Genomic DNA, 25770 nt, shown 5'->3' on the forward strand with positions numbered 1-25770 from the left:
AGATTATTATAATAATTATAGATATCAATGGAATTTAAAGAAGATGACTCCTGTATCATTCAGAAATCATCTTCTATCTGCTGCATAGTCTTTTTTTATAATGTCCTTGACAAAGGGTACATTTTAATTCCCCTTGGCATTTTTTGTTAATTTGTAAAAAGTCTTATACTCTTTATTCTATTTTTATCTAGACTCTCCACAATAAATTTGGTATTATCGAATTTTACTTCTTCACCTTCTTCTGGAAGTCTTCCTAATTTACCTATTAAGACCCCACCTATTGATTCAAACTCTTCTGATTCTATATCTGTTCCTATAGTTTCATTAACTATATTTATTCTTGTACTTCCATCTATAATATATTCATTCTCATTTACTATCTTTATTTCATCATCTTCCTCATCATATTCATCTTCTATATCTCCAACTATTTCTTCTATCAAATCCTCTATAGTTATAATACCAGCCGTTCCACCATATTCATCTAAAACTATAGCCATATGAACTTTTTCTTGTCTCATTTCCTGAAACAATTCAGTTATTTTCTTAAACTCAAATGTATAATACGGATCTCTCATATACTTTCTTATATCAAATGTATCTCTATCTTTATCAACAAATGCTAAGTCTTTAACATTTAAAATACCTATTATATCATCTATACTTTCCTCATATATAGGCATTCTAGAAAAATGATCTTGTTGAAATTTTTCTACTATCTCATCATAAGTATCTTCTACATCAATACCTACAACATCAGTTCTTTGAATCATAGCATCCTTTGCTTGTAAGTCTCCAAATTCAAAAACATTTTGTATCATTTCTTTTTCCTCAACCTCAAGAACTCCTTCTTCATGACTTACATCAACCATAGTTCTAAGTTCTTCCTCTGTTATAAACGGTTGATGAGCATCAGGATTGCCTCCAAACAACGTTATTATGAATTTAGATAAATAATTGAATACAAAAACTATAGGACTTAACATAACAACCACTATAGATATAATTTTTGAAACCTTCAAAGATACACTTTCTGAATTTTGCGCTGCCAATGACTTCGGAGTTATCTCTCCAAATATAAGAACTAATATTGTCATAAAGGCAGTTGCAATAACCGCTCCATTTTCCTTAAACAAACCTATGAACAAAGATGTAGCAATTGCCGAAGCTCCAATATTTACAACGTTATTGCCCACCAGTATTGCTCCTAATAATTTGTTTGGGTTTTCGATTAATTTACTTACAACATCCGCTCCTTTAACATTTTCTTCCTTCATATGTCTTATTTTAATCTTGCTTAAAGACATTAATGCAGTCTCTGAAGCTGAAAAAAATGAAGATATACCTAATAATATAAATAATATAAAAAATTGCCACAAACTACTCGGATCCAAAGATCATCACACTCCTAAAAAATATATATGACTATTATTATATCATAGTACTAAAATTTTACTATATATATATATTATGAATTATAAATAGATTTTTAACCATATATATTTAAACGCTATTATCAATACAATTTCCATATAGCTTTAATACTATAATGAAATAATACCTTCTAATTAGAAGGTATTATTTCATTATAGTATTAAAGCTATAATTAAAACGATCTAAGCTTTAAGTTTATTTTTTGCCTGTATCTGTTTTTTCCAAGCATGAAGTCCAAGCGATAAACCTATTACTCCATAGGCTACAAAAACTCTAAAATATTCTCCTATTTGAGCACTACCCAATAAATTTTTACCAGCCTGTGGAGATACTATAAATAAAGTATGGAATAGTATAGTTCCTATTATAGCTTGAGATATAGTAGCTCTTGATACGGATGCTCCTCCTATTAACAATGCTGCTATAGCAAACATTCCGACCTGTTCATGACTTCCATAAGTATTTAGAGTTCCTAAATTTTGTAAAAATATCAGTTGACCCCATCCAGCAAACACAGTAGATATTACTATAGATATTATTCTAATTTTATTGACAGCTATACCAGATACCTTAGCTACATGATTGTCCTGACCCACTGCCTTAAAATCCTGACCTAGCTTAGTTTTCATTATAAAAACATTAAATATGCAAAGTAACATTACAACCAATATAGTTACAACTGGTAATTTTATCATCTTAAATATAGGTTGAGACTGTATTAATACAATAGAAACTATATCAGTACCTAAGAGTATAGATAAATTTATGATCTGTTTCTTAGTGAATTTTTTATTTCTAAACCCTTTAAATAAAATATATAAAATGCTTATAATAGATATTACTACTAAAACCTCAAGTATAGGAAACTGTACTATATTATCAAGTGAATACTTGATTCCTCCACTTAAATCTATAGTATTTTTTATGCCTACTCCTCCACTAAGAACTAATATTGGATTATCCATAGGAATTAATGTTCCAATCAAAAATAAGAATAATAATTGATATAATCCATTTGCAAAAAATCCTAGTATCATACTAGCTATCATTTCCTGTCCTTTAGTCTTATTCAATAACTTTCCTGTTAAATATCCAAATAAAACTGCTATTGGAACTGTCAATAAAGCACATAATAAAAATCCCTGTATACCACCTATTCCCCAATGAGTTACTGCTATTAAAGCTATTTGACCTGCCATTGCACCTATTACTATACCAAAGTTAAGACCCATCCCCGCAAGCACAGGAATAATAAGAGAAATTACTAAAAATGAATTTCTTGAAATTCTATCAATTAACTCATTTACTATAAATATCATAGGTTGCCCAGAATACTTAACACCTATAAGACAAAGAATTACAAATAATATAGTAACTATATTATCAAACAATAATTCTTTTAACTTTATGGATTTACTTTTACCTTTAATGGAATTTTCTTCATTCATTCTACTTCCCTCCTTCTACTTTTGTTAATGCATATAAAATAATTCCATACTGCACTACAACTCTTGCTACCTCCGATAAGTTTCCTTCTGTAATTATTTTATTTGCCACAGGAAGAGCTATTGTTAAAAGTCCCTGAAATAAAAAAGTTCCAAGTATAACATGTGATATTTTTGCGTTTTGAGCACTTGCTCCACCTATTAAAATAGCAGCTACAGCCGCAAATCCCATCATCATAGGTGCTTGATATAGTTGAAAAAATCCATAACTTTGAGCATATGCAATTATTCCAACAGCACCCAAAATAGTTGATAGCATAGTTCCTATTATTCTACTTTTATCAACATCAATCCCAGATGCTATTGCAAATTTAGGATTATTTCCTACGGCCTTCATAGTAATACCCACCTTAGTATTTAAGAATATATAAACTAATAAGCAAGATACTATAAAGAATATTAAAAGACCAGTGGGTATATTAACTTTACCCATGTTAAATGATAAAAAATTGTTTAATACTTTATCAAACCTTGAGCTTAAAGAAATCGTAGTTCTAAGACCATCACCTATTGGCCACTTTATCTCTGAACTAGTAAAAGGAAGTATAAGCCATCCTATACACATCAAAGATATGGCCGAAAATCCTACATATGTAGATACCATCATTTCAGAGCCTTTTACTTTATTAAGTAAAACTCCATAAAAATATCCTACTATAGCAGCAATTGGTATAGATATAAGTACAGCTATAAAAAATGCACTAAATCCCCTAAGATTCATTTCAATACTTATAAGCCCTCCTAAAATTCCACATACTATTCCTAAAGGTATACCAAAGTTAAGTCCTATACCGCATAATATTCCAGGCACCATAGCTAAAACTAATATTCCATTCATTCCTGTTCTAACTAAAGTATCAGACAATAACATATATATTGGAATTTTTAAAAAAACAGCCATAACACAAAGTATTATCAAAAAAGCTATTATAGTAGTTCTTGCAAATCCTAATTTTTTTGTAACATCCTTTATAGTTTCAACCACTTATATTTCCTCCTTTGCATGAATCTTTTTATATTCTCCAGCCATCATAAGTCCAAAATCTACATCACTATCTTGAGGATTTAATACACCCTCTATTTTACCTTCTGCAACTATAGCTATTCTATTGCACACAGACCTTAACTCTCCAAGTTCACTAGATGTTACTACAATAGTCATACCAAACTCTTTATTTAGTTTTACAAGTAAATCAAGAACTAATTTTTTAGCTCCTATATCAATTCCTCTAGTAGGCTCTGATACAAATAATACATCAGGATTTAAGGTTAAGGCCCTAGCTATACAAACCTTTTGTTGATTTCCTCCGCTCAACCTTCTAGTAATCTGAGTAGGTCCTGTACACCTTATATCAAGATCATTTATCATTTTAATAGCATGATCTCTTATTTCTTTTTTGTTTCTTTGATTAAATAACCCATAATTTTTAATAAACTCTCCTTTAATCTGCATAGCTGTTAATACTATATTTGTCTCTATAGAAGTATCTAGTAGCAATCCAATTCCTCTTCTATCCTCACTTACAAATGCAATCTTGTTGTTCAAAGGATCTTTAGGTGAATTAAGACTCAGATTTTTTCCATTTAATAATACTTCTCCTTCACTTGGATAAAGTCCCATTATTCCATTTGTAATACCGATTTTACCTTGTCCGGCAAGACCTCCAATACCTAGAATTTCTCCTTTTTTAATATCTAAATTTACGCCCTTTACATATTCTCCGGGCATAGAGACTTTTAATTCTTTAATAGACATAATTACTTCTTTGTTTTCAGTATTACTTTCTTCACTTGTATTTAAGCTTTCAATTTTTCTACCAACCATTAATTCTGCAAGCTGCATTACATTTGTGTCCTTTTTGCTAAGCGCTGCTATGAATTCTCCATCTCTTAATATGGTTATATTATCAGCAGCCTCCATTACTTCATCTAATCTATGAGTTATAAATAATATTGCAATACCGGAATCAGATATTCTTTTCATAGCCTTTAATAAATTATCTGCTTCGCTTTCTGTTAAAACTGCCGTAGGTTCATCAAATACTAAAAGCTTTATGTTGCTCTTATCTATTTCTCTAGCAATCTCTATAAACTGCATATAACCTACCGGCAGCCCCGACACTTTAGACTTTTCATCAATATCTATTCCTAATTTATCTAGATCTTTTCTTGCATCATTATTCATACTATCAAAATCTAGACTCTTTAAACTAGATCCCATAATTTTACTTAGCATATTGTGTTTAGTAGTTTCTCGATTTAATTTTATATTTTCAGTTATATTAAATCCAGGAATAAGCATAAATTCTTGATGAACCATTCCTATTCCCATATTCATTGCTTCATTAGGAGATTTAATATCAACTTTTTCACCATCTATATGTATTTCACCTTCAAAACCGCCAGTAGAATGGATGACCGGCATACCAAATAATATGTTCATAAGTGTAGATTTACCAGCTCCATTTTCTCCTAAAAGAGCATGTATTTCTCCTTTTTTAGCCGATAAATTTATTCCCTTTAAAACTTGGTTACCAAAATAATTTTTTTTAATGTTTTTCATTTGAATTACATATTCTTCGCTCAAACCAACCCCCCCTTATATCTAAAAATTCGTCTAATGCTACGCATTGACTCATGTCGCCAACGAGTCCTACGGTCTCTGTTGCTCAAAATAATTGATACTGTAGTACTTTCAGCAATATTATCCACAAGTTAAAAAATATTATAATTTTTTATAGAGTAAATCAAGGTTGCCATAAAAAGGCAACCTTGTGCTTAATATCCTTATTTAGAAAGTTATATAATCTGAAAGTACCATAAAGAAATTATCAAATGTATTTCCTGTGCTTTCATTCGTGAATGTACTTAATTTCATTTCTATACCTGATACATTTTTGAATATCTCCTCTATTTTAGCTTTATCTACCTTACCATTAGTATTTCCTTCTAAGAATGCTTTAGCATACTCAACTCCACCTTCAACAAACATCATATTAACCGGAACTGGCCATGTAGAGAATTTACCTGTTCCACCCTTTTCAGCTATCTTAGATTTAATTTCCTCAACTACATAATCAATATCACCTTTTTTGTCATCAGGTATTTGGATTCCTAATGCTCCTGGGAATGCATGATATGGAGAAGGGCAGCATGGTTGTGGATATATAGCTCCTTGGTCTAAAGCTGCTTTTATAAGTGGTTCTTGCATAGAGCAATTAGTGCTAAAGAATGCTGTATCTGTTCCAAGCTCAGCAACTTTTCTTGGAACATCTTCTAATATAAATTGTTGTGCTCCTGGAACTCCTGCATCTCCCGTTGGATCTGGAGCTGTTGCATCTATAAATTCCATATCTAACTTTTCACAAGTTTCTCTAAGCAAATCTCTTCTCATTGCAAGTAATTGATACGACATATGTCTTGGGAATGAATAGTGAACAAGTTTTGTAGCACCCATTTTTTTAGCTTGTTCTGGTATAGACATACCCATTCCAAGTTCATCTGCTTGAAGTACTACATCTGCTTTTGATGCTATCATATCTGGGTCTTCTCCTGGAACTCCAACTACAAATAACATGTCTGGTCTTATTTCTCTAGCTTTATCTATAGCTGCTGATACCCCTGGTATACCTTGAACTATAACAATTGCTTTAACTTGTGGATCTGTTGCCATACTCATAACATTTGCTATAGTTGTCTCTTGTTCTTTCATAAAATTATCAGGATAAGTTTGAAGAACTATCTTATCACCATATTTTTTCTTCATTTTTTCTGCTGCTCTATACTCCTCTTCACCTTGAGATACAGTACCTGTCATAATTCCAATTTTAGAAATTTCTTCTTTTTTAGCTACTTGACCACATCCAACAAGTCCTATAATCATAGCGGTTGCCATAAGTATGGCTAAAATCTTCTTAAACATTTTTGACCCCCTTTTAATTTGTTAATATATAGATATGCATGTACTATATGTTTTCATGCATATTTATTTCTTTTTTTTATCAATATTATAAATTTTTATGAATTTTTAATTTTCTTCTATGTATCCTATTCTTTTTTTTAAATATTCAATCTTTTTTATGTTGCATAGAATTATTTATTGATATTTTTCAAGAAAATTATTTCTACTTTTAAAATTATGTGTAAAGTTAAATTTTTGTGTTTTGCAACTAATTTTTGGGGAATAATATATTAAGTAGCATTTTTATTATTTATTTAGAAAGGGGATTTTTATGTCTAAAAAAGATTTATTAGAAAAAGGGGCTGTACTTCAAAGGGATAAAGAAACTTACGCAATAGCACCACACCTTCCTGGAGGAATCATATCACCCGACACATTAAGAAAAATTGCAGATACTGCTGATAAATACAGCGCACAAGCAGTGAAAGTGACATCATCTCAGAGAATCGCAATTGTAGGTATTAAAGAAGACGATATAGATAACGCTTGGAAAGATTTAGGAATGAAGCCAGGAGCTGCTATAGGACTTTGTGTAAGAAGTGTTAAATTCTGTCCTGGCACAACATTTTGTAAAAGAGGACAACAAGATTCAGTAGGAGTTGGTATGAAGCTAGATGAACTGTATCATGGCATGAACCTTCCAAACAAGCTTAAAATAGGGGTTAGCGGATGTCCAAATTCATGTGCAGATAATCATTTTAGAGATATAGGTATAATGGGTACTCCTAAAGGATTTAGAATACAAGTTGGAGGGAAAGGTGGCTTAAAACCTAGATTAAGCAATACTTTATTTGAACATGTTGATGAAGATGAAGTATTTACAATAATAGACAAGGTAGTTAAGGTATATTCTAAAAATGCACAAAGACATGAGAGATTAGGTGCATATATAGATAGAGTTGGATTTGAAGAATTCAAAAAAGAAATAGAATAATTAAAAGACCCCATATCTAGATATGGGGTCTTTTAATTATTTAGTAACGCTATCAGTAGTATTTTCCCAAAACTCTGCATTCTCTATTCCATATTTTTTAGAATTAAATACAGGGTCTTTTCCTTGTTTTTTCTGATCTTCATAGTCTTTAAGTGCTATAAGAGCTGGTTTTCCCATTATAAGTATTGCTATAACATTTAACCATGCCATGGCACCAACACCAATATCTCCTAAAGCCCAAGCTAAGTTTGCAGTTTTTATAGCTCCGTAGAAAGTTGCTCCAAGCATTGCAAATCTTAAAACATTTATTAATGATTTGTTCTTACTCTTTCTAATTAAGTAAGCAACATTAGTTTCAGCAATATAGTAATATGCCATTAAAGTAGTAAATGCGAAGAAGAATAAAGCTATTGCAACAAATGCACTACCAAAAGAAGGGAATAACGTTTCAACTGCTTTTTGAGTGTATATAGGACCTATTTCAACATCTCCTAAATTATTAGCTATAAATCCTCCAGCTCCATCATAAATATTGTACATTCCAGTGATTAAAATCATAAATCCAGTAGCTGAACAAACGAATAAAGTATCTATATATACTGAAAACGCTTGAACTAATCCTTGTTTTGCAGGATGTGAAACCTCAGCTGCAGCTGCTGCATGCGGGCTAGTTCCCTGACCTGCTTCATTTGAATAAATACCACGCTTAACTCCCCAAGAAATAGCAAGACCTAGTATACCAGCAAACGCAGGCTGTACTCCAAACGCACTTTTAAATACTAATGCTATAACTGCAGGTAATTGAGAAATATTTACAACTATTATAATAAGTGCAACCAATATATATCCTGTAGCCATAATAGGTACTATTATTTCAGCTGCTTTACTTATACGCTTAACTCCACCAAATATTATAAGTGATAAAAATACAACTAATATTATTCCTGTAGCTGTAGCACTTACTCCAAATGCATTATCAAGTCCTGCTGCTATACTGTTAGACTGAACTCCTGGTAAAAAGAATCCCATTGCTACTATAGTTGCAACTGCAAATGTAGTTGCATACCACTTGTTATTCATTCCTTTTTCTATATAATATGCTGGTCCTCCACGATACTCTCCATCTTGTTCAACCTTATATATTTGAGCTAAAGTAGCCTCAACATAAGCTGATCCCGCTCCTAAAAAAGCGATTGCCCACATCCAGAATAATGCTCCAGGTCCTCCCATGGCTATAGCAGTTGCAACCCCCGCTATATTACCAGTTCCTACACGACCAGATACCGATAGTGCAAATGCTTGGAACGAAGAAACACCTTTTTCTGACGATCCTCCTCCAAATAATAGTTTTACCATATCTTTAAGAAGTCTAACTTGTAAAAAACGAGTTCTAATAGAAAAGTATATCCCTGCTCCTAAACATAAAATAATAAGTGCTTTACTCCAAATTAAGCCATTTAATATACCTACTATATTTTCCATATAATTCCTCCTTTTAGATTTTTTTGATCTTTTGATGAAAAAACAAATCTTGAAATTATACAACATTGAAAAGTAAATCTAAATTCTAAAAATGATAATTAAAACGAAAAGCTATAAAGACATGTAATCAAAAAAGTCAAATCATACATGATTTGATCTCTGGGATTTATTCCAATAAGAATAATCTCTGTCCTTTTACCTGAGAGTTTGACTAATTCATATTAGCTTTCCCCTTCGGTGCTCTTTATTGAGTCTCTCCAGAGGCTCGTCTGATAACGATTTTTCATTATCTTCATCCGAACTATTCGATTAACTCTATTATACTCTAATATATATTCTAAGTCAATTCATTTTTCTTAATTTTCTAATTATTTGGAATTTTTATAATTTGTTAGTTTTTTTTACCATTCATATTTAACTCTTATTACAATATCAGCTAATATCCATATAATATCGAGCTTTAAAAAAAATCCTACAGCTACTAAGAATATATATATTACTCTATAATTATTTATTCCCTTTATACCAAATAGATATTCTGTACATCTTTTCCCATAATAATTTCAACCAAGAATTATAGTAAATGCAAAAATTATAAGGACTATAGTTACTATATACTCTCCAAATTGAGGTATTGAAATCACTCTTTAAAATGCAAATATAGTTATTTCATAGATACAAGACACTGTCTAACCCAAGAGTTTGTCTTTGCAGCTGCTGATATTGGAGCAAATATAAGTCCTGATTCATTTAAAGCTTGTATCTTATTTGTAAAGTCAGTTTATTTTTTTCGAAATATTCTCAATTCTTAAGCAGCATTGTATATTGCCTTATAAAGCAATATGCTGTAGAATTAATATGTTAAATTTAATTATACTTAGGAGGTTTTTATCTTGAATATAGCATTAATTGGAGCTGGATCAGGTGGCAAAAATATTATTCAAGCAATAAACGATACAGAATCTATAAATCTTTCTTTGGTTATAGATAGAAATTTAGATGCACCAGGCATAGTTCTTTGTAAAACTTTAGGTATAGATTATTCTCAATCTATAGATGATTTAAATCATCACAATATTGATTTAATAATAGAAGCTACTGGAAACAATAATGTTGCTAAATCATTGCAAGAAAAATTTAGTCATAAATGCACTATAATAGATTCTACTGGTGCTCTTTTAGTAATGACTCTAGTAGATAAAAATATAGATACTCTATCTCAACTCAATAACCATATTTCTATAATTAGAAATACTTCTAATATAGTAAAAAATGAGCTAGATGATATATCTTCGTCAATAAACGATATGCACGGTATAAGCGATATACTTTTAACTTCTACTAAAACTTCTATAACACACATACAAGATACTGATAAAATAATAAAATACGTAAATAAAATAGCTCATCAAACTAAAATACTTGGCATAAACGCTACTATAGAAGCTGCACGAGCTGGTCAAGCGGGAAAAGGATTTTCTGTAGTTGCAAATGAAGTTCAAAAACTTGCTGCAAACAGCGAAGGATTTGCTAAAGAAATTAATGAAATATTAGCAAAAATAACAGATGAAATAAAAACCATAACATCAGAAGTAGACAAATTAAAAAATCTTTCAAAATCTCAAACTAATTCTTCTAATAAAGTACAAGTTGCAGTTGATAAACTTATAAATGAAACTTCTATTTAAAATTCGCTTCATGCTAACGCATGGCTCATGTCGCCAACGAGTCCTCCGGACTTCGTTGCTCAAAATAGTTGCAAGTGCAGATTTTTACTCAATGTTATCTATAGATTCAAAATTCTATAATTTCCTTAGATATTAAAAAATACGCCATGTCCATGGCGTATTTTTTATTCCTTAATCTTCACATCAGTCATATAACTTCGCTTTCCAAGTTTTAGAACTTCTATACCCTTAGAATTTTTAGTAGATTGAATCTCTATATCCTTAGTATTTATAGTAGAGAATTTTTTATTATTTTTATAAAGTTCTAAATCGACATCATCCTTTATAAAAAGCATACGAACTAATTCTGATTTGTTAGAATAAGCCTTCACAAGCTTTCTTCTATTGGTCTTAGTCTTATAATTTTCAATATGAGTCTTAGCTATCTTCGCATCTTTAAAACAATAAAGCATATACCCTTCATAATTATTAGAAAGGCACATATATATAATATTCTCATCTTCCTTCAACTTCAATAAATTAGTCAGGTACTCACCTAAAGAACTAGCCTTGCAATCAGCAATCTCATAAACTTTTAATTTATATAAGTTCTGCTTATTTGAAAAAAGTAAAATTTCATCCTTATTATTAGCATCTATTTCGTGTATTATAAAGTCCTCATCCTTAAGTTTTTGCTCTGAAAAAGATCTAAGAGACGCAAGAGAGATTTTCTTAAAGTAATTTTCATTAGTTAAAAACAACTTAACATTATAGTCATCTATTAAGTGTTCCTCTTTTATTTCTTTTATATCATCTTCGCTTATTATCTCAGTTTTTCTAGATTTTTTATATTTTTTAGGAACTTCTTTTAGGTCATTTATTATTATATTCTTTATTTTTTTGTCACTTTGAATAGTTTCATTAAGATCCTTCAGATCGGACTTCAATCTCTTTATATTATCTAACTGTTTTAATATATATTCTTTATTTAAATTTCTAAGCTTTATCTCAGCTATATATTCAGCCTGAATTTCATCTATACCAAAACCCTTAATCAAGTTAGGAATAACCGCTTTATCCTCTTTAGTATTTCTAATTATATCAATAGCCTTATCTATATCAAGAAGTATCTTCTCAAGTCCTAATAGAAGATGTAGCTTATCTGTCTTTTTCTCTATATCGTATTGTAGATATCCTTTAATACACTCTACTCTAAAATTAATCCATTCTTTTAAAACTTGCTTTATACCTAATACCTTTGGTTGTCCATTTATTAACATATTAAAATTGCAAGAAAAGCTATCCTCAAGAGTTGTCATCTTATAAAGCTTATTCATAAGTAAATCTACATCTGTATTTCTTTTCAAATCCAAGGTCACTTTTAAACCATGTAAATCTGTTTCATCCCTGACATCTGATATTTCTTTAATTTTATTTTCCTTAACAAGATCTATTATCTTATCTATTATAGTCTCTATATTAGTAGTATAAGGTATTTCATATATTTCTATGCAATTATTCTTTTTATCATATCTGTACTTAGCTCTTAATTTGAAACTACCTCTTCCAGTTTCATATATCTTATCCATTTGATCTTTTGAGTATATTATATATCCACCAGTCGAAAAATCCGGTGCCTTTATATAGTCACTTATATCTATATTTTCATTTTTAATATAATTAATAGTAGCATTACATACCTCTTCCAAGTTAAAACTACATATACTACTTGACATTCCAACAGCTATACCTTGATTTGCATTTACAAGTACATTAGGATATGTTGTAGGTAAAAGTACAGGTTCCTTTAAAGTCCCATCATAATTATCTATAAATTTCACAGTATTTTTATCTATATCTTTAAAAATCTCTTTACATATATCATCAAGCTTTACCTCTGTATATCTAGGAGCTGCAAAACTCATATCCTTAGAGTACTTCTTACCAAAGTTTCCTTTAGAATCTATAAACGGGTGAAGTAAAGAATCATTTCCCCTTGTTAATCTAACTAGAGTCTCATATATAGCCATATCTCCATGAGGATTTAATTTCATAGTTTGTCCAACAACATTTGCAGATTTTGTTTTGTTCGAATTTAAAAGACTCATTTTATACATAGTATACAGCAATTTTCTATGACTAGGTTTAAAACCATCTATCTCAGGAATAGCTCTTGATACTATTACGCTCATGGCATACGGCATATAATTTTCTTCTAGTGTTTTTGTAATCCTTTGTTTTTCTATATTTTCAACCATAAATCTTCACTCCCCTTAACTAACATCTGTCATATCCATATACTTATGTCCATACTCAGCTATGAATCTTTTTCTTTCCTTAATATCGTCCCCTAGTAACATATCAAATACATCTTGTGTTTTCTTAACATCTTCAGGAAGAACTTGAATAAGCCTTCTGCTTTCAGGATTCATAGTAGTTTGCCACATCATCTCAGGCTCATTCTCACCAAGTCCCTTTGACCTTTGTATTGTATATTTACCTTTTATCTTAGATAATATATTATTTTTTTCCTTTTCATTATAAGCAAAATAAGTTTTTCTCGATGTATTTATTTCAAATAATGGTGATTCAGCTATATATACCTTTCCCTGTTCTATTAACATGGGTACCAGTCTATAAAGCATTGTAAGTATAAGCGTTCTAATTTGGAATCCATCTACATCTGCATCCGTACATATTATTACCTTATCCCAGTTTAAATTATTTATATCAAATGTATTCAAATCTTTATTATGCTTAGACTCTATTTGAACTCCACATCCTAATACCTTCAACAAATCTGTTATTATATCATTTTTAAAAATTTTATCATAATCTGATTTAAGACAGTTAAGTATCTTTCCTCTAACAGGTATTATAGCTTGAAACTCTGAATCTCTTCCCATTTTACACGAACCAAGTGCAGAATCTCCCTCAACTATGAATAATTCTCTCTTACTAATATCCTTTGTTCTACAATCTACAAACTTTTTAACTCTGTTTTTTATATCTATGTTTCCACCTAACTGCTTCTTAATATTTATTCTAGTTTTTTCAGCTCTTTCCCTACTTCTTTTATTAACTAAAACTTGTTCACATATTTTATTTGCCTCTAATTTATTCTCTATAAAATATATTTCTAGCTTTTCTTTTAATAAATCAGTTATGCATTCTTGTATAAATTTATTAGTTATAGACTTTTTAGTTTGGTTTTCATAACTTGTAATTGTAGAAAATGAATTTGTAACTAATATTAAACTATCTGATATATCTACAAAACTTATTTTTTTCTCACCTTTATTGTACTTATTATTATCTTTTAAATACTTATCTATCATATATATAAATGCATTCTTAACAGCTTTATCAGGAGATCCTCCATATTCTAAAAAACTCGAATTATGATAGTATTCCATCAAGTTGATTTCATTATTAAAACAAAATCCTACTTTAACCTTAACCTTGTATTCAGGCTTGTCCTCTCTATCTCTACCACGTCTTTCATCTTCATATAATTGTATATCAGTAAATCCTTTTGAATTATTTATTTCATATATATAATCTAAAATATCATTTTCATAGCAGTATTCATAATTATTATCAGTTTCTTCATCACAAATTTTGAATTTAAGATTTGAATTTACTATAGCCTGTTTTTTAATTACATCTTTATAATAGTCTATATCTATTTTTATATCAGTAAATACCTCTATATCAGGCTTCCACTTTATTATAGTTCCAGTATGTTCATAATCACACTTTTCTTTTTTAAGTCCTCCTACATTCTCACCTTTTTCAAAATGAAGATCATACTTATATCCATCTCTATAAACTGTAACATCCATATATTCAGAGCTATATTGAGTAGCACAACTTCCAAGTCCATTAAGACCTAAACTAAATTCATAGTTCTCACCCGAATTATTTTTATACTTCCCACCTGCATATAATTCACAAAATACTAATTCCCAGTTATATCTATCTTCTTTTTCATTGTAATCAAGAGGTATACCTCTACCTCTGTCTTTTATTATTATAGAATTATCAATACATCTTGTTATCTCGATTATATCTCCAAATCCTTCTCTTGCTTCATCTATAGAATTTGATAATATTTCAAATATAGAGTGCTTGCATCCTTCAATACCATCTGAGCCAAATATTACACTAGGTCTTAATCTAACTCGGTCTGCCCCCTTAAGAGATGATATACTATTATTTCCATAGTCATTATTTTTGTTCATATATACTACCACCTTCTATTTTTGATTTCCTATTTTACACTACACAAAACCTATGTTCGTGTCAAGATTATTATTTTGTATATATAATTTAAATTATATGAATTTAACTATATTTAGAGTCAATAATACATAGTATAATTATTTAAAATACATTTATACAAAAGTTAAAAATTCAGTTAGAGTAAAACTCCAGCTGAATTAAATTCCGCTTTATATGGAGGTGTTTCATTGATGAAAAAAGATATTGTAATAGATATACATAAAGAAATACTAGATGCTGTATTAAATCTAGATTTTTCAAACGAAATTTCACGTTCATCTTTAAAGAATAATATAGACAATTATTTATTTATAGCAAACATAAATAATTTGATAAAAAATGGAGACTATACATGCAAATCCATATTAACTGTTTGTCAAAGTCTATTAGATAATATTCATCCAAATTTAATTAAATCAGATTGGCTAAACTATACCTATAATTTGCTTTTATACAAATCATTTCCAGACTCTGTAGAAATAGACATACAAAATATTCCTGAAACTATAAAACTTGCCTGTAACATATACATAGAAATTATCAGAGTATTTTGCAAATACGAGAAACTATCTAATAATTCAAGTTTTTATATTCAATACCCTCTAAATTTTTTAGATACTCATGAAATTGATTCCCTTGAAATGCAATCAGAGTATACACGCTTTTTAAGATATTTCAATAATGAATACATCTATGAAATGATGAAATTAAACCAAGAAATACTAAATCACAATACACTAGATCACATATGTGGAGTACATCATTTAGCTCTTAATATAGCAAGGCAAATTAAAAACATGGCCATTCCTATAGATTTAGGAAGAGTTTCAGGAAGTGCTGCTGGCCATGATCTGGGAAAGTTCGGATGTAAAAAAAGCGAATCAAAAAGAGTCGCTTATCTTCACTATTATTATACTGATAAATGGTTTAAAAAACACCACATAACGTACATAGGTCATACAGCTTTGAACCACTCTGTTTGGGATCTTGAGCTTGAAAATTTATCTATAGAATCTTTAATACTAATATACTGTGATTTTCGTGTTAAAAACAACGATAAATTCCAAATGAGCATATTCAGTCTAAAAGAGTCTTTTAATATTATACTTCAAAAACTTGATAATGTAGATGATTTAAAGAAAAAAAGATACGAAAAAGTCTATGCAAAGCTTAAGGATTTTGAAGATTATTTAATTCATATAGGTATAGATTTAGGTTATCAAGATATAAAACATGATAAATCTAAGCAAGCATACTACTCTTTAATAAGTGGAAATGAGATAATAAGGAACCTAAAATACCTATCAGTTCATCACAATATAAATTTGATGCACAAACTTAGAAGTGAACATTCTCTTAATTATATATTAGAACTTGCTAGAAGCGAGAATGATGGAGATAATATAAGAAAATATCTTCAAGTTTTTGAAGAATATTCAACTTATTTAACTCAAAATCAAAAAATAGTAATGCTAAAATTTTTATATGAGAACTTAATCCACCCTGATGAGGATATAAGAAAACAGTGTGCCTATTTAATAGGCAACTTAATAGCAGTGTTTGATGAAAACTATAGAAAAGAAATTCCTAATGATGTTAAATTAAATAATCCTCTTACTACTAGCTATTCTCTTTTATGCGATTATTTGAATTTATTCATAAATCCAGATCATAAGATAATAGATATTCATCAGAAATGGATCGGATATAATATATCTATTATGATTTCTTCACTATTTAGTAATTGCAATGAATCTCAAATACAAACCTATAAAAACATAGTATTTAGTTATTATAAAAAATATTTTAATAAGAATAACAGCATTCAGCTTTATCTAATAAATTCAGCAAAATATATACCTGTAACAAGTGATGATTTTGTACTTTTAGATTACATATTATCTTCTTTAAACAACGATAATGATAATATAAGAATATCCGCCTTGAATATAATTTATATACTTTTGAATAAAGAGAATAATAATTTTAACTTAAACCAGAATATAAATGAATTTTTTGAAACAAATATATTAAAATCCCAAATACCAGCAGAAAATTTCCTGAAATTTAAGATTTCAACTAAATTAAATTTAAAAAATATTACACTAAACAAATATAGATCTTTTTATTTAAGTGATGAATCTAAAATAGGTAACATATTCTTAAGTAACCTAAAAACTTTAACACCTTGGATTATAAAAAAAATCAATATAGACTTATTATTTGAATACAATGTAAAAAATTTAAACAATATGGCCTATACAGCTATGCATTTTTGTAATCTTTTAAAAGTTAGTAGCATAGAAAGTGTTCGAAATGCTGCTGGAAAAAACATCATAAAAATAATGCCTTACCTGTCACTCGAAGAAAGAAATGATATTGCAATAGAGCTTCTTAGATCTCTTGAAATAGAAAAATACCAATTTAGTAAATATATACCTGATTATTTAGGTGAAATTATACTTTATCTTCAACCAATCGAGCTAGATGAGATTATAGATGATTTTATTCAAAAGATAAAGCAATCAAACAACCAAATAACGTCTTTAGTTCTTGAAACAGTTGGAATAACTTTAAAGAATTATCCTAAATACAAAGATAGATTTTTGGAAAACGAAGATGCATCAAATAAAAGACTTATAAAAATCTTAGGTATTTTATTAAGTGGACTTGCCCATTATGATTATCATGTTAAACAAACTTCATTTAGGGTTATAGGAAGGCATTTATTTGCATCTAAAAAACTTAAAATTGAAAATAAAAAAAACATATTTAAGCTTATAGCTAAAAAACTATTAGTTTTAATAGATTCAGTTGAATCAAAGGACATAGTATTTTTTACTAATGCAGCAGCATTAAATCAAGTGTATAGATTTATAAATGCATATACATTTGCAAAAAAAGATATATCTATTAATGTTCCTTCTAAAATAGCTTTTTTTCCAGGAACTTTTGACCCTTTCTCTATTGGTCACAAGGAAATTGCTAAAGCTATTCAAAATTTAGGATTTGAGGTTTATCTTTCTGTAGATGAATTTTCTTGGTCTAAGAAGGCTCAACCTAATTTATTTAGAAGAAATATAATCAATATGTCAATAGCTAATGAGCCTAATATTTACTTATATCCAGATGATATTCCTGTTAATATTTCAAATCCTAAAGATTTGAAAATACTAAGTGAGAGTTTTCCTGAATCTGATATTTCTATAGTCATAGGCAGCGATGTAATAATGAACGCATCTGCATACAAAAAAACTGCTTCTAATAATTCTATACATAATTTTTCTCATATAATTTTCAAAAGAAATATAAACGATTCTACTAGCCTTAACGATAAACTTAAGTCTCAAATTGATAAACTAGAAAAAAACGCTATAGTGCTTAATTTACCTGCCCAATACGAAGATGTAAGCTCTAGTCAAATAAGAAATTATATAGATGAAGATAGAGATATTTCAGAACTTCTAGATCCTCTTGCACAAAAATATATATACGAAAAAGGATTGTACCAAAGAGAACCGCAATACAAATCTCTTATAAAGACAATGTCTATAGATATAAATATAGTTACTGATATATCTGATGATTTAATAGACAGAATAGATTTAGAGTTTTTCAATGACAATAATTACAATATCAAAAACCTATATAATAACTTAAAAATGTGTAATACCAAAATATTATATATTCAAGATTCTAGTAAAAACAATAAAATATTAGGATTTTGTTTATTTCATCAACTAAATTGGAGTATGCTTTATAAAGAATTTAAAAACCATACTACATCTGAATACGTACGTCAAAATGTAATAGGAAAAGCAGTTGTAATAGATTATATGCACTGTATAAAAGATTACGAAATAGGAAGCCTAGATCAAATATTAATAACAGAAGTATTATCTTTTTGTATTAAAAGAGACTATACTTATGCTCTATATAAAGACACTGATAACTACAGTTTAACTAAATCAACTCACGATATATTGAAGCTTCAGGGATTTTTAGAAGTATCAGATAAAGATTTAGACTCTATTTATATAGTTAATATGACAAATCCTTGTGTATTGACCTTAGATGTTGAATCCTTTATAAAAGCTCCATTTGTAGATAGTAATAGCGTAAAAAAAACCATATTAAAATCCAGACAAAAACTACAAGAAACTCTTAGCTGTATTTATCCAGGTAACCTCGTGTTATCATTTGATAAAACAGTTTTATATGAGAATTTGATACGAAAAGTATGCAAAGAAAATAAAGTTCCATCTATAGTCTTAAAACCTAGAAAATTAGGTGATTCCATGTGTGTTCCATTTGGTAACCTATTAAAAGGAATTGTAGTTCCAAACACAGTTACCAAATCTCTTCATACAGAAAAATTATTTAATCCTAGCTTGACTGATTTTTCTATTGCTTCATATCCTTACTACCTTGATCTTCATAGTCAAATTAAAACAATAGCATCATTTGATAGAAATGTAATTCTTATAGACGATATTTTGAATAAGGGGTATAGAATAAAAGCTATAGACCCTATACTAAAAGAACAAAACGTAAATGTTAATAAAATTATAGTAGGTGTACTATCAGGTAGAGGAAAGGAACTTATGGATATTCAAGATAGACCTGTAGATTGTGCTTATTTTATTCCAAACCTACGACTATGGTTTAATGAAAATGCAATGTATCCATTTATAGGAGGAGATACTCTTTGGAGAGGGGTTGCTCCTAAAAGAAATTTAATTCCTTCTATTAATATGATATTTCCTTATTCATCTTTATCATTTGTCAAAAATGCATCTAAATCGTCTTTATACGAACTATCAAGAGTTTGTATCCAAAATTCTATAGATATATTGAAATCTATAGAAAAAGAATACGAAAGAATGCACAAACGCAAGCTTACTTTGAATCATCTAGGAGAAGTATTAAAATCACCTAGATACCTCGATCATGGAAAAAATATGAATTATGATTTAAATTTAAATCCATCTCATTATTTAGAAAACGACTTAGAACTCTTAAAACGTATGGAGAATATAATAATTTAGAATTGGAGATGATTAAATGTTTTTTTATAAATTAGACGATATAGTACTATTTTCAAACTTTAATTACGATTTAGATGAAATATCAGAAACTGAAGCCATGAGTAACGAAAATATTATATATTTTTTAAATAGATTAAATCCATTAAATTCAAGAAAAATGTTTTGTGTATCACATCCTAGTTTGCTTTATTTAGAAGAAGAAAATATAAATCTAATAAACATATCCAATAATTCAGAATGCAAAACTCCATTATGGATAATGGATAAAACAAACGATAGAAAAGTTATAGGTATAAATACAAATTACTCTAATTGGAAAGAATCAATAAATTACACTTTACCTGAATCATGGAAAGTAAATATAGTTGGTCTTGGTGATGTAGGCTCTACTCTTTTAATAGGTCTCAAACTTTTAGGTACAAATACTATAGACTCTATAGGTTTATACGGATTAAACAAAAACAATCTTCAAAGATTGGAATACGAGATGAACCAAATAATAGATCCATTTTCTAATGAACACATGCCTGAAATAAATATAGTAGAAGAAGATAAATTGTTTGACTGCGATATGTTCGTATTTTGTGCATCAAAAGGAATCCCTCCTGTAGGGTCAAATGTGTCAGATGTTAGAATGATCCAATTTCAAGAAAATGCAAAGATAGTCAGTCATTACGCAAGAAAAGCTCGCCATTCTTCTTTTAAAGGAATATTTGCAGTTGTATCAGACCCTGTCGACCCACTTTGCAAGGTTTCGTTTATATCAAGCAATAAAGATGAAAATGGAAATTTAGACTTTCTTGGTCTAAGCTCAGATCAAATTAGAGGATATGGTCTTGGAGTTATGAATGCTAGAGCTATATATTATTCTCAAAAAGATTCTAATACAAAAAATTATATAAATGAAGGAAGAGCATTCGGTCCTCATGGAAAAGGTCTTATAATAGCAAATAGTATAAATGACTACGATGAAGAATTGTCTTTAATTCTTACTAACAAAGCTATAAATGCAAATATAGATGTTAGAAACACTGGATTTAAACCTTATATTGCTCCAGCTTTATCATCAGGAGCCTTATCTCTTATAAATACCATGAAGGGCAATTGGAACTATAGCTCAACTTATATGGGTAGTATTTTTATGGGAGCAAAAAACAGATTGACAAAGTCCGGGGTAGAAATAGAAATGCTACATCTTCCAGAACAATTATTAAGCAAAATAGAAAATACTTACAAAGATTTAAATGATATAGATTGCTTTAAATTCTAATATTTAATCGAGGGAAGTGTTATTATGGATACTCTTTATATTGTAATGCCAAGTGCATCAAAAGAGTTTAAGTCATTTATACATACTTTAACGAACGATTTGAATACGGTATTTATTGAAGAAGAATCAAACTTACCCGATCTTAGAAATAAAAAAATATTATTTGCATTAGAGCTTGATGATTGTGGGTTTAACAATATTTTATTCGGTATAATATCTAAATTATATAAAAGAGGAAAACATTCTCTAAATAACTCAAGTGCTATACTTATAGTTCAAAGTCCTACTGAACTATATACAAAGAGTTCCTCACAAAATATAATATTTCTACTAAATCAAATAGGATGTTCATTTATAGGACACCCTTTAGTTGAAGCTACTAAAGATTTAAATAATTTCATGACATGGAAGAAAAGATTAGACCTTGAACTTGATAATGTATATTTCCATTTGTCTAAAAAATTAATTAAAAACTTTATGAAGAAGCACTACGAGCCGATAGAAACTCCTAATATACTAGCACTTCATGCAAGCTCTTATGATACATCTAATACATTGATGCTTTGGAATATGGTAAAAAAGCACTTAACCAACTGCACAATAAACGAATTTCATGTTGAAAATGGAACAATAACAGATTGCAAGGGATGTTCTTATATAGCATGTAAGCACTACAGCGAAAATAATAGTTGTTTTTACGGAGGAACTATAACTAAAGAACTCTTACCTAGTATAAAAAAAGCTGATTGTATAGTATGGATATGCCCAAACTACAACGATGCTATATCAGCTAAACTTATGGCAGTTATTAATAGACTAACCGTGCTTTATAGAAAAATGAAATTTTACGATAAAAGTATATTTTCTATAGTAGTTTCTGGCAACTCAGGTAGTGATTCAGTAGCAAAGCAACTGATAGGAGCTTTAAATATAAATAAAGGTTTTCATATGCCACCTAATTTTTCTTTAATGGCAACAGCTAATGATCCAAAGAGTATACTAAATGTAGATGATATAGATTCAAAAGCAAAAGAATTCGCAGATCATATTATTGATAATATAAAAAAATAATCATAAAATAGCAATAAAGCTAATAACTTTATTGCTATTTTAGAAATTTTTCTACTTCATAAACCATTTTTATATCTACCTCTTCATAGTGACTATCGTCTAGAGCTACTTTTTTAAAACCCAGTTTCTCATATAGTCCAATTGCAGCTTTTAATTTGCTATTTGTATACAGAACTATATTCTTGTATCCTAATTCATAGGACTCTTTAATAGCCTTTTCCATTAGTTTGCTTCCAAGTCCCAATCCTTTAAAGTTTTTATCCACTGCCAATTTTAAAATCTCAACAGTATCACTTGATGATGATTTTAGAGCAACTGTCCCTATTATTTTTTCATCTTTTTTTAATAAATAAACTTTTCCATTCTTATTCAAAATTTCTCTTTCAACATTTTGAATTATTATCTCATCCTTTTCTTCAAGTAAGCCATACTCCAATAACCATTTCATATTAAGATCGATGTATTCATCTTTATATTTTTTATCGTATTCAATAATTTCTATCGTATTATTCTTCATTAAATCCTCCTACTACCTATAAGTTTATATATTACATAATCCCTCTACTTATATTTGCCCGATTTAACAATTTTCACTCTATTTCCACCCATTTAATTTTTCATAAATACATCAACTAAATACACAGTTATATCTGGACTAAAAAATAAAGCCCATTAAAATATTAGCTACTTTCTGGTAAAACCAGTAGCGTTATTTCAATGAGTTTCATTTTTGGCTAAAGCACTAATATATTTAGTTTTTATAAATAAACTCATCATTTGTAAGTTCAAAAATATTCTTAAGCCCAGACGTTGTATAAACTTTTTTATCCTTAGTTACAAATATAGCCTCCACACGATCTAAAGACTCTATAAGTTTTCTACCTTCATCAAGTCCCATTAGGTAAACACTAGTTGATAGGGCATCTGCATCGATCCCACTTTCTGTTATTATACTTGTACCTATAAGTTCATTATCTGCAGGATATCCAGTTTTAGCATCTAATATGTGATGATATCTTTTCCCATCTTTTTCAAAATACCTTTCATAGTTTCCAGATGTAACTATAGATTTATTCTCTACACTTACAACTCCAAGATATTCACCTCTAGTATCTAAAGGATTTTGTATTCCTATTCTCCATTTTGATCCATCTACTTTAGTCTCATAAGCCATTACATTTCCGCCCAAATTAACAAAAGCAGATTTTATATCATTTTCTATGAAAATTTTCTTTATTTCATCTCCAACATAACCTTTGGCTATAGCTCCAAGGTCTATTCCTTGATTTTCTCTTTTCAAGTATATAGTATTTTTAGCTTCATCAAATACAATATCATTATAGTCTATATTGCTTATAGCTTGATCTATCTCTCTTTGAGACGGAACTCTGGCATTTTCAGTTCCTATACCCCAAATACTGACTAAAGGATATACCGTAAGATTAAATCTCCCATTTGTAATATTACTATATTCAAATGCTTTTTTAGCTACATACATAGTCTCATCACTTACTTTAACACTTTGTTTACCTGCATTTTTATTTACAATTACTATTTCACTATCCTCTATATTTGTAGACATTTTTTGCTCTATATCCTTTATTCTTTGTATACATTTATCTATAACTTCATTTGACTTATCTTGATCTTTATCGTAGATTTTAAAATCTATTATTGTTCCAAGCGCAAATGTCTCCCTTGATACAGGATCTATTTCTTTTTTAGAACAACCTGTAATTCCAAGTAGTAAGCTTATCGATAAAACAAATAATATTATTTTTTTCATATGTCTAGTCCTTTCTTATTGTTTTTCATTCTAAAAAAGAAACAATTAGCTTGCTCTAATTGTTTCTTTTTATATTATTCTAGTTTAAGAGTTTTTAAAAAACTCTCTTTATTTAAAATAGTTTTAAATACTGGATATCCCAGTACTGTCACCACTGCAAATTCTCCAATTAATACATACGCTGCTGAACTTAAATACGGTAAATTAAACAAATAATGGAGCTCCGCTCCTATTATTAACCCATTTATTATACTAGGCCAAAGACTTGCTATTAATAAATTTTTACTTTTACTTATTAAGTATACACTTATAAGTGTAGCTATACTTCCAACTACAACATCCACCATTCCAAGTGGACTAAATAGATTGGCTATGATACATCCTAAAACTAAACCTGGTATATAAATAGGATTTATAAATGCAAGTAAAGTTAAGATTTCTGATATTCTAAATTGAATTGCACCATAGCTTATAGGTGCTATAGCTATCGTAGCTACAGCATAAATAGCAGCAATTATACCTATAGTTGCTATTTTTTTAGAATCTAATTTCATATTATTATACCTCCTTGTTTTCTTTTAGAAGTGGTTATGCAAGGTGAACACTTCAGCAGCATTTCATTATATCATAAATTTCTCAATTCAATCAATCTCAAATATAGTGTATAATTATAATAATCGTAGTAATAGTTTTAAAAGGAGAGATTTTTATGAAGAAAGTTTTTATAGATACAGAAACAACAGGATTAAACCCAGGGCAAATATTACAACTTACATATTGCGTATGTGATATTAATGATAAAGGTGAAGAAAAAGTTGCATATTCTAAGAACTTCTTTTTTGATGTTGAATATGTAGAACCATCAGCACAGCAAGTTCACGGATTCAGTGTAGATATATTGAAATCATTATCAAATGGTCAAAAGTTTAAAGATGTATATAAAGAAGTCGCAAATGATTTACAGGGAGGTATTTTTATAGCCCACAATGTAAACTTTGATAAAAAATTCGTAGATGCAGAATTCAATCGACTTGGTGGTGTAGTGTGGTATCCCCATGATTTTTTCTGTACTATGGAATATTTCAAACCTATAATCAATCTTAAAAACAAAAGTGGAAGAATAAAAAAACCTAGGCTTGAAGAGTCTATGCAATTTCTTCAAATAAAACCTGATAAAGTTCTAGATGGAGCTAAAAGACTTTTTAACTGTGATGATGTAAACTTCCACGATGCAAGGTATGATGTTGCAGCACTTGTATCTTGTTACTATAAAGCAAAAAAACTTGGTTATAATCTGTAATACACATTATACAAGTTGTTAACAATAC

18 protein-coding genes, 1 pseudogene and 1 riboswitch are annotated in these 25770 nt (G+C 29.0%); of the genes and pseudogenes, 7 read left to right on the plus strand and 12 right to left on the minus strand.

Annotation, left to right across the window (positions count from 1 at the left end; all coding sequences use genetic code 11):
- Window positions 1-88: IS3 family transposase (locus Tmeso_RS10035; protein ID WP_145993156.1), on the plus strand; the 88-nt coding region annotated here is incomplete at its 5' end.
- Between the two features lie 58 nt (window positions 89-146).
- Here Tmeso_RS10035 and Tmeso_RS10040 read toward each other — a convergent pair.
- The 5 genes from Tmeso_RS10040 to Tmeso_RS10060 all read right to left on the minus strand — a co-directional run bounded on the left by Tmeso_RS10040 (window position 147) and on the right by Tmeso_RS10060 (window position 6861).
- Window positions 147-1394 (minus strand): HlyC/CorC family transporter, encoded by a 1248-nt coding sequence (locus Tmeso_RS10040; RefSeq protein WP_099190776.1) that lies wholly within the window; start codon window positions 1392-1394, stop codon window positions 147-149.
- 222 nt (window positions 1395-1616) lie between these two features.
- Window positions 1617-2882, minus strand: coding sequence for an ABC transporter permease subunit (locus Tmeso_RS10045; RefSeq protein ID WP_099190778.1), 1266 nt, complete (start codon window positions 2880-2882; stop codon window positions 1617-1619).
- A 1-nt stretch (window position 2883) separates the two neighbouring features.
- Window positions 2884-3924 (minus strand): ABC transporter permease subunit, encoded by a 1041-nt coding sequence (locus Tmeso_RS10050; protein ID WP_242967910.1) that lies wholly within the window; start codon window positions 3922-3924, stop codon window positions 2884-2886.
- Window positions 3925-5526 (minus strand): sugar ABC transporter ATP-binding protein, encoded by a 1602-nt coding sequence (locus Tmeso_RS10055; RefSeq protein WP_207653851.1) that lies wholly within the window; start codon window positions 5524-5526, stop codon window positions 3925-3927.
- A 204-nt stretch (window positions 5527-5730) separates the two neighbouring features.
- Window positions 5731-6861, minus strand: a complete 1131-nt coding sequence (locus Tmeso_RS10060) for a DUF3798 domain-containing protein (RefSeq protein ID WP_099190780.1) — start codon at window positions 6859-6861, stop codon at window positions 5731-5733.
- A gap of 310 nt (window positions 6862-7171) precedes the next feature.
- Between Tmeso_RS10060 and Tmeso_RS10065 the strand changes: the two genes are divergently transcribed.
- Window positions 7172-7834, plus strand: coding sequence for a nitrite/sulfite reductase domain-containing protein (locus Tmeso_RS10065; RefSeq protein WP_099190782.1), 663 nt, complete (start codon window positions 7172-7174; stop codon window positions 7832-7834).
- Between the two features lie 36 nt (window positions 7835-7870).
- On the opposite strand, the gene Tmeso_RS10070 is transcribed toward Tmeso_RS10065, so the two are convergent.
- Complete coding sequence (locus tag Tmeso_RS10070) at window positions 7871-9316, minus strand: alanine/glycine:cation symporter family protein (protein WP_099190784.1); 1446 nt, start codon at window positions 9314-9316, stop codon at window positions 7871-7873.
- Between the two features lie 177 nt (window positions 9317-9493).
- Window positions 9494-9587, minus strand: a riboswitch (glycine riboswitch).
- 130 nt (window positions 9588-9717) lie between these two features.
- Window positions 9718-9864 (minus strand): annotated as a pseudogene (locus tag Tmeso_RS17190) (hypothetical protein); the annotation flags it as partial.
- Window positions 9865-10209: 345 nt separating this feature from the next.
- On the opposite strand from Tmeso_RS17190, the gene Tmeso_RS10075 reads away from it, so the two are divergent.
- Window positions 10210-11004 (plus strand): methyl-accepting chemotaxis protein, encoded by a 795-nt coding sequence (locus Tmeso_RS10075; RefSeq protein ID WP_099190786.1) that lies wholly within the window; start codon window positions 10210-10212, stop codon window positions 11002-11004.
- A gap of 164 nt (window positions 11005-11168) precedes the next feature.
- On the opposite strand, the gene Tmeso_RS10080 is transcribed toward Tmeso_RS10075, so the two are convergent.
- Together Tmeso_RS10080 and Tmeso_RS10085 are read right to left on the minus strand one after the other, a co-directional pair.
- Window positions 11169-13241 (minus strand): DNA gyrase/topoisomerase IV subunit A, encoded by a 2073-nt coding sequence (locus tag Tmeso_RS10080; protein ID WP_099190788.1) that lies wholly within the window; start codon window positions 13239-13241, stop codon window positions 11169-11171.
- Between the two features lie 15 nt (window positions 13242-13256).
- A complete protein-coding gene (locus Tmeso_RS10085; RefSeq protein ID WP_099190790.1) occupies window positions 13257-15227 on the minus strand; it encodes a DNA gyrase/topoisomerase IV subunit B in 1971 nt (656 codons plus the stop codon).
- Window positions 15228-15458: 231 nt separating this feature from the next.
- Here Tmeso_RS10085 and Tmeso_RS10090 point away from each other — a divergent pair, with 231 nt between their 5' ends.
- From Tmeso_RS10090 to Tmeso_RS10100, 3 genes are read left to right on the plus strand one after another with little or no spacing between them, the layout of a single operon-like run.
- Window positions 15459-20315: a nicotinate-nicotinamide nucleotide adenylyltransferase gene (locus Tmeso_RS10090; RefSeq protein ID WP_099190792.1), complete on the plus strand. Its 4857-nt coding sequence runs from the start codon at window positions 15459-15461 to the stop codon at window positions 20313-20315.
- A 16-nt stretch (window positions 20316-20331) separates the two neighbouring features.
- The gene (locus Tmeso_RS10095; protein ID WP_099190794.1) at window positions 20332-21585 is read left to right on the plus strand and encodes a lactate/malate family dehydrogenase; all 1254 of its coding nucleotides are present in this window, start codon (window positions 20332-20334) and stop codon (window positions 21583-21585) included.
- 24 nt (window positions 21586-21609) lie between these two features.
- Window positions 21610-22656, plus strand: a complete 1047-nt coding sequence (locus Tmeso_RS10100) for a flavodoxin family protein (protein ID WP_099190796.1) — start codon at window positions 21610-21612, stop codon at window positions 22654-22656.
- Between the two features lie 34 nt (window positions 22657-22690).
- On the opposite strand, the gene Tmeso_RS10105 is transcribed toward Tmeso_RS10100, so the two are convergent.
- The 3 genes from Tmeso_RS10105 to Tmeso_RS10115 form a co-directional block, all read right to left on the minus strand.
- The gene (locus tag Tmeso_RS10105) at window positions 22691-23173 is read right to left on the minus strand and encodes a GNAT family N-acetyltransferase (protein WP_099190798.1); all 483 of its coding nucleotides are present in this window, start codon (window positions 23171-23173) and stop codon (window positions 22691-22693) included.
- A gap of 234 nt (window positions 23174-23407) precedes the next feature.
- The gene (locus tag Tmeso_RS10110) at window positions 23408-24442 is read right to left on the minus strand and encodes an FAD:protein FMN transferase (RefSeq protein WP_099190800.1); all 1035 of its coding nucleotides are present in this window, start codon (window positions 24440-24442) and stop codon (window positions 23408-23410) included.
- Window positions 24443-24516: 74 nt separating this feature from the next.
- Complete coding sequence (locus Tmeso_RS10115; RefSeq protein WP_099190802.1) at window positions 24517-24996, minus strand: QueT transporter family protein; 480 nt, start codon at window positions 24994-24996, stop codon at window positions 24517-24519.
- Between the two features lie 155 nt (window positions 24997-25151).
- Between Tmeso_RS10115 and Tmeso_RS10120 the strand changes: the two genes are divergently transcribed.
- Window positions 25152-25742 (plus strand): 3'-5' exonuclease, encoded by a 591-nt coding sequence (locus Tmeso_RS10120; protein WP_099190804.1) that lies wholly within the window; start codon window positions 25152-25154, stop codon window positions 25740-25742.
- Window positions 25743-25770 lie beyond the last annotated feature (28 nt).

It is taken from the genome of Tepidibacter mesophilus (assembly GCF_002724055.1).
Classification (GTDB): Bacteria; Bacillota; Clostridia; order Peptostreptococcales; family Peptostreptococcaceae; genus Tepidibacter_A; species Tepidibacter_A mesophilus.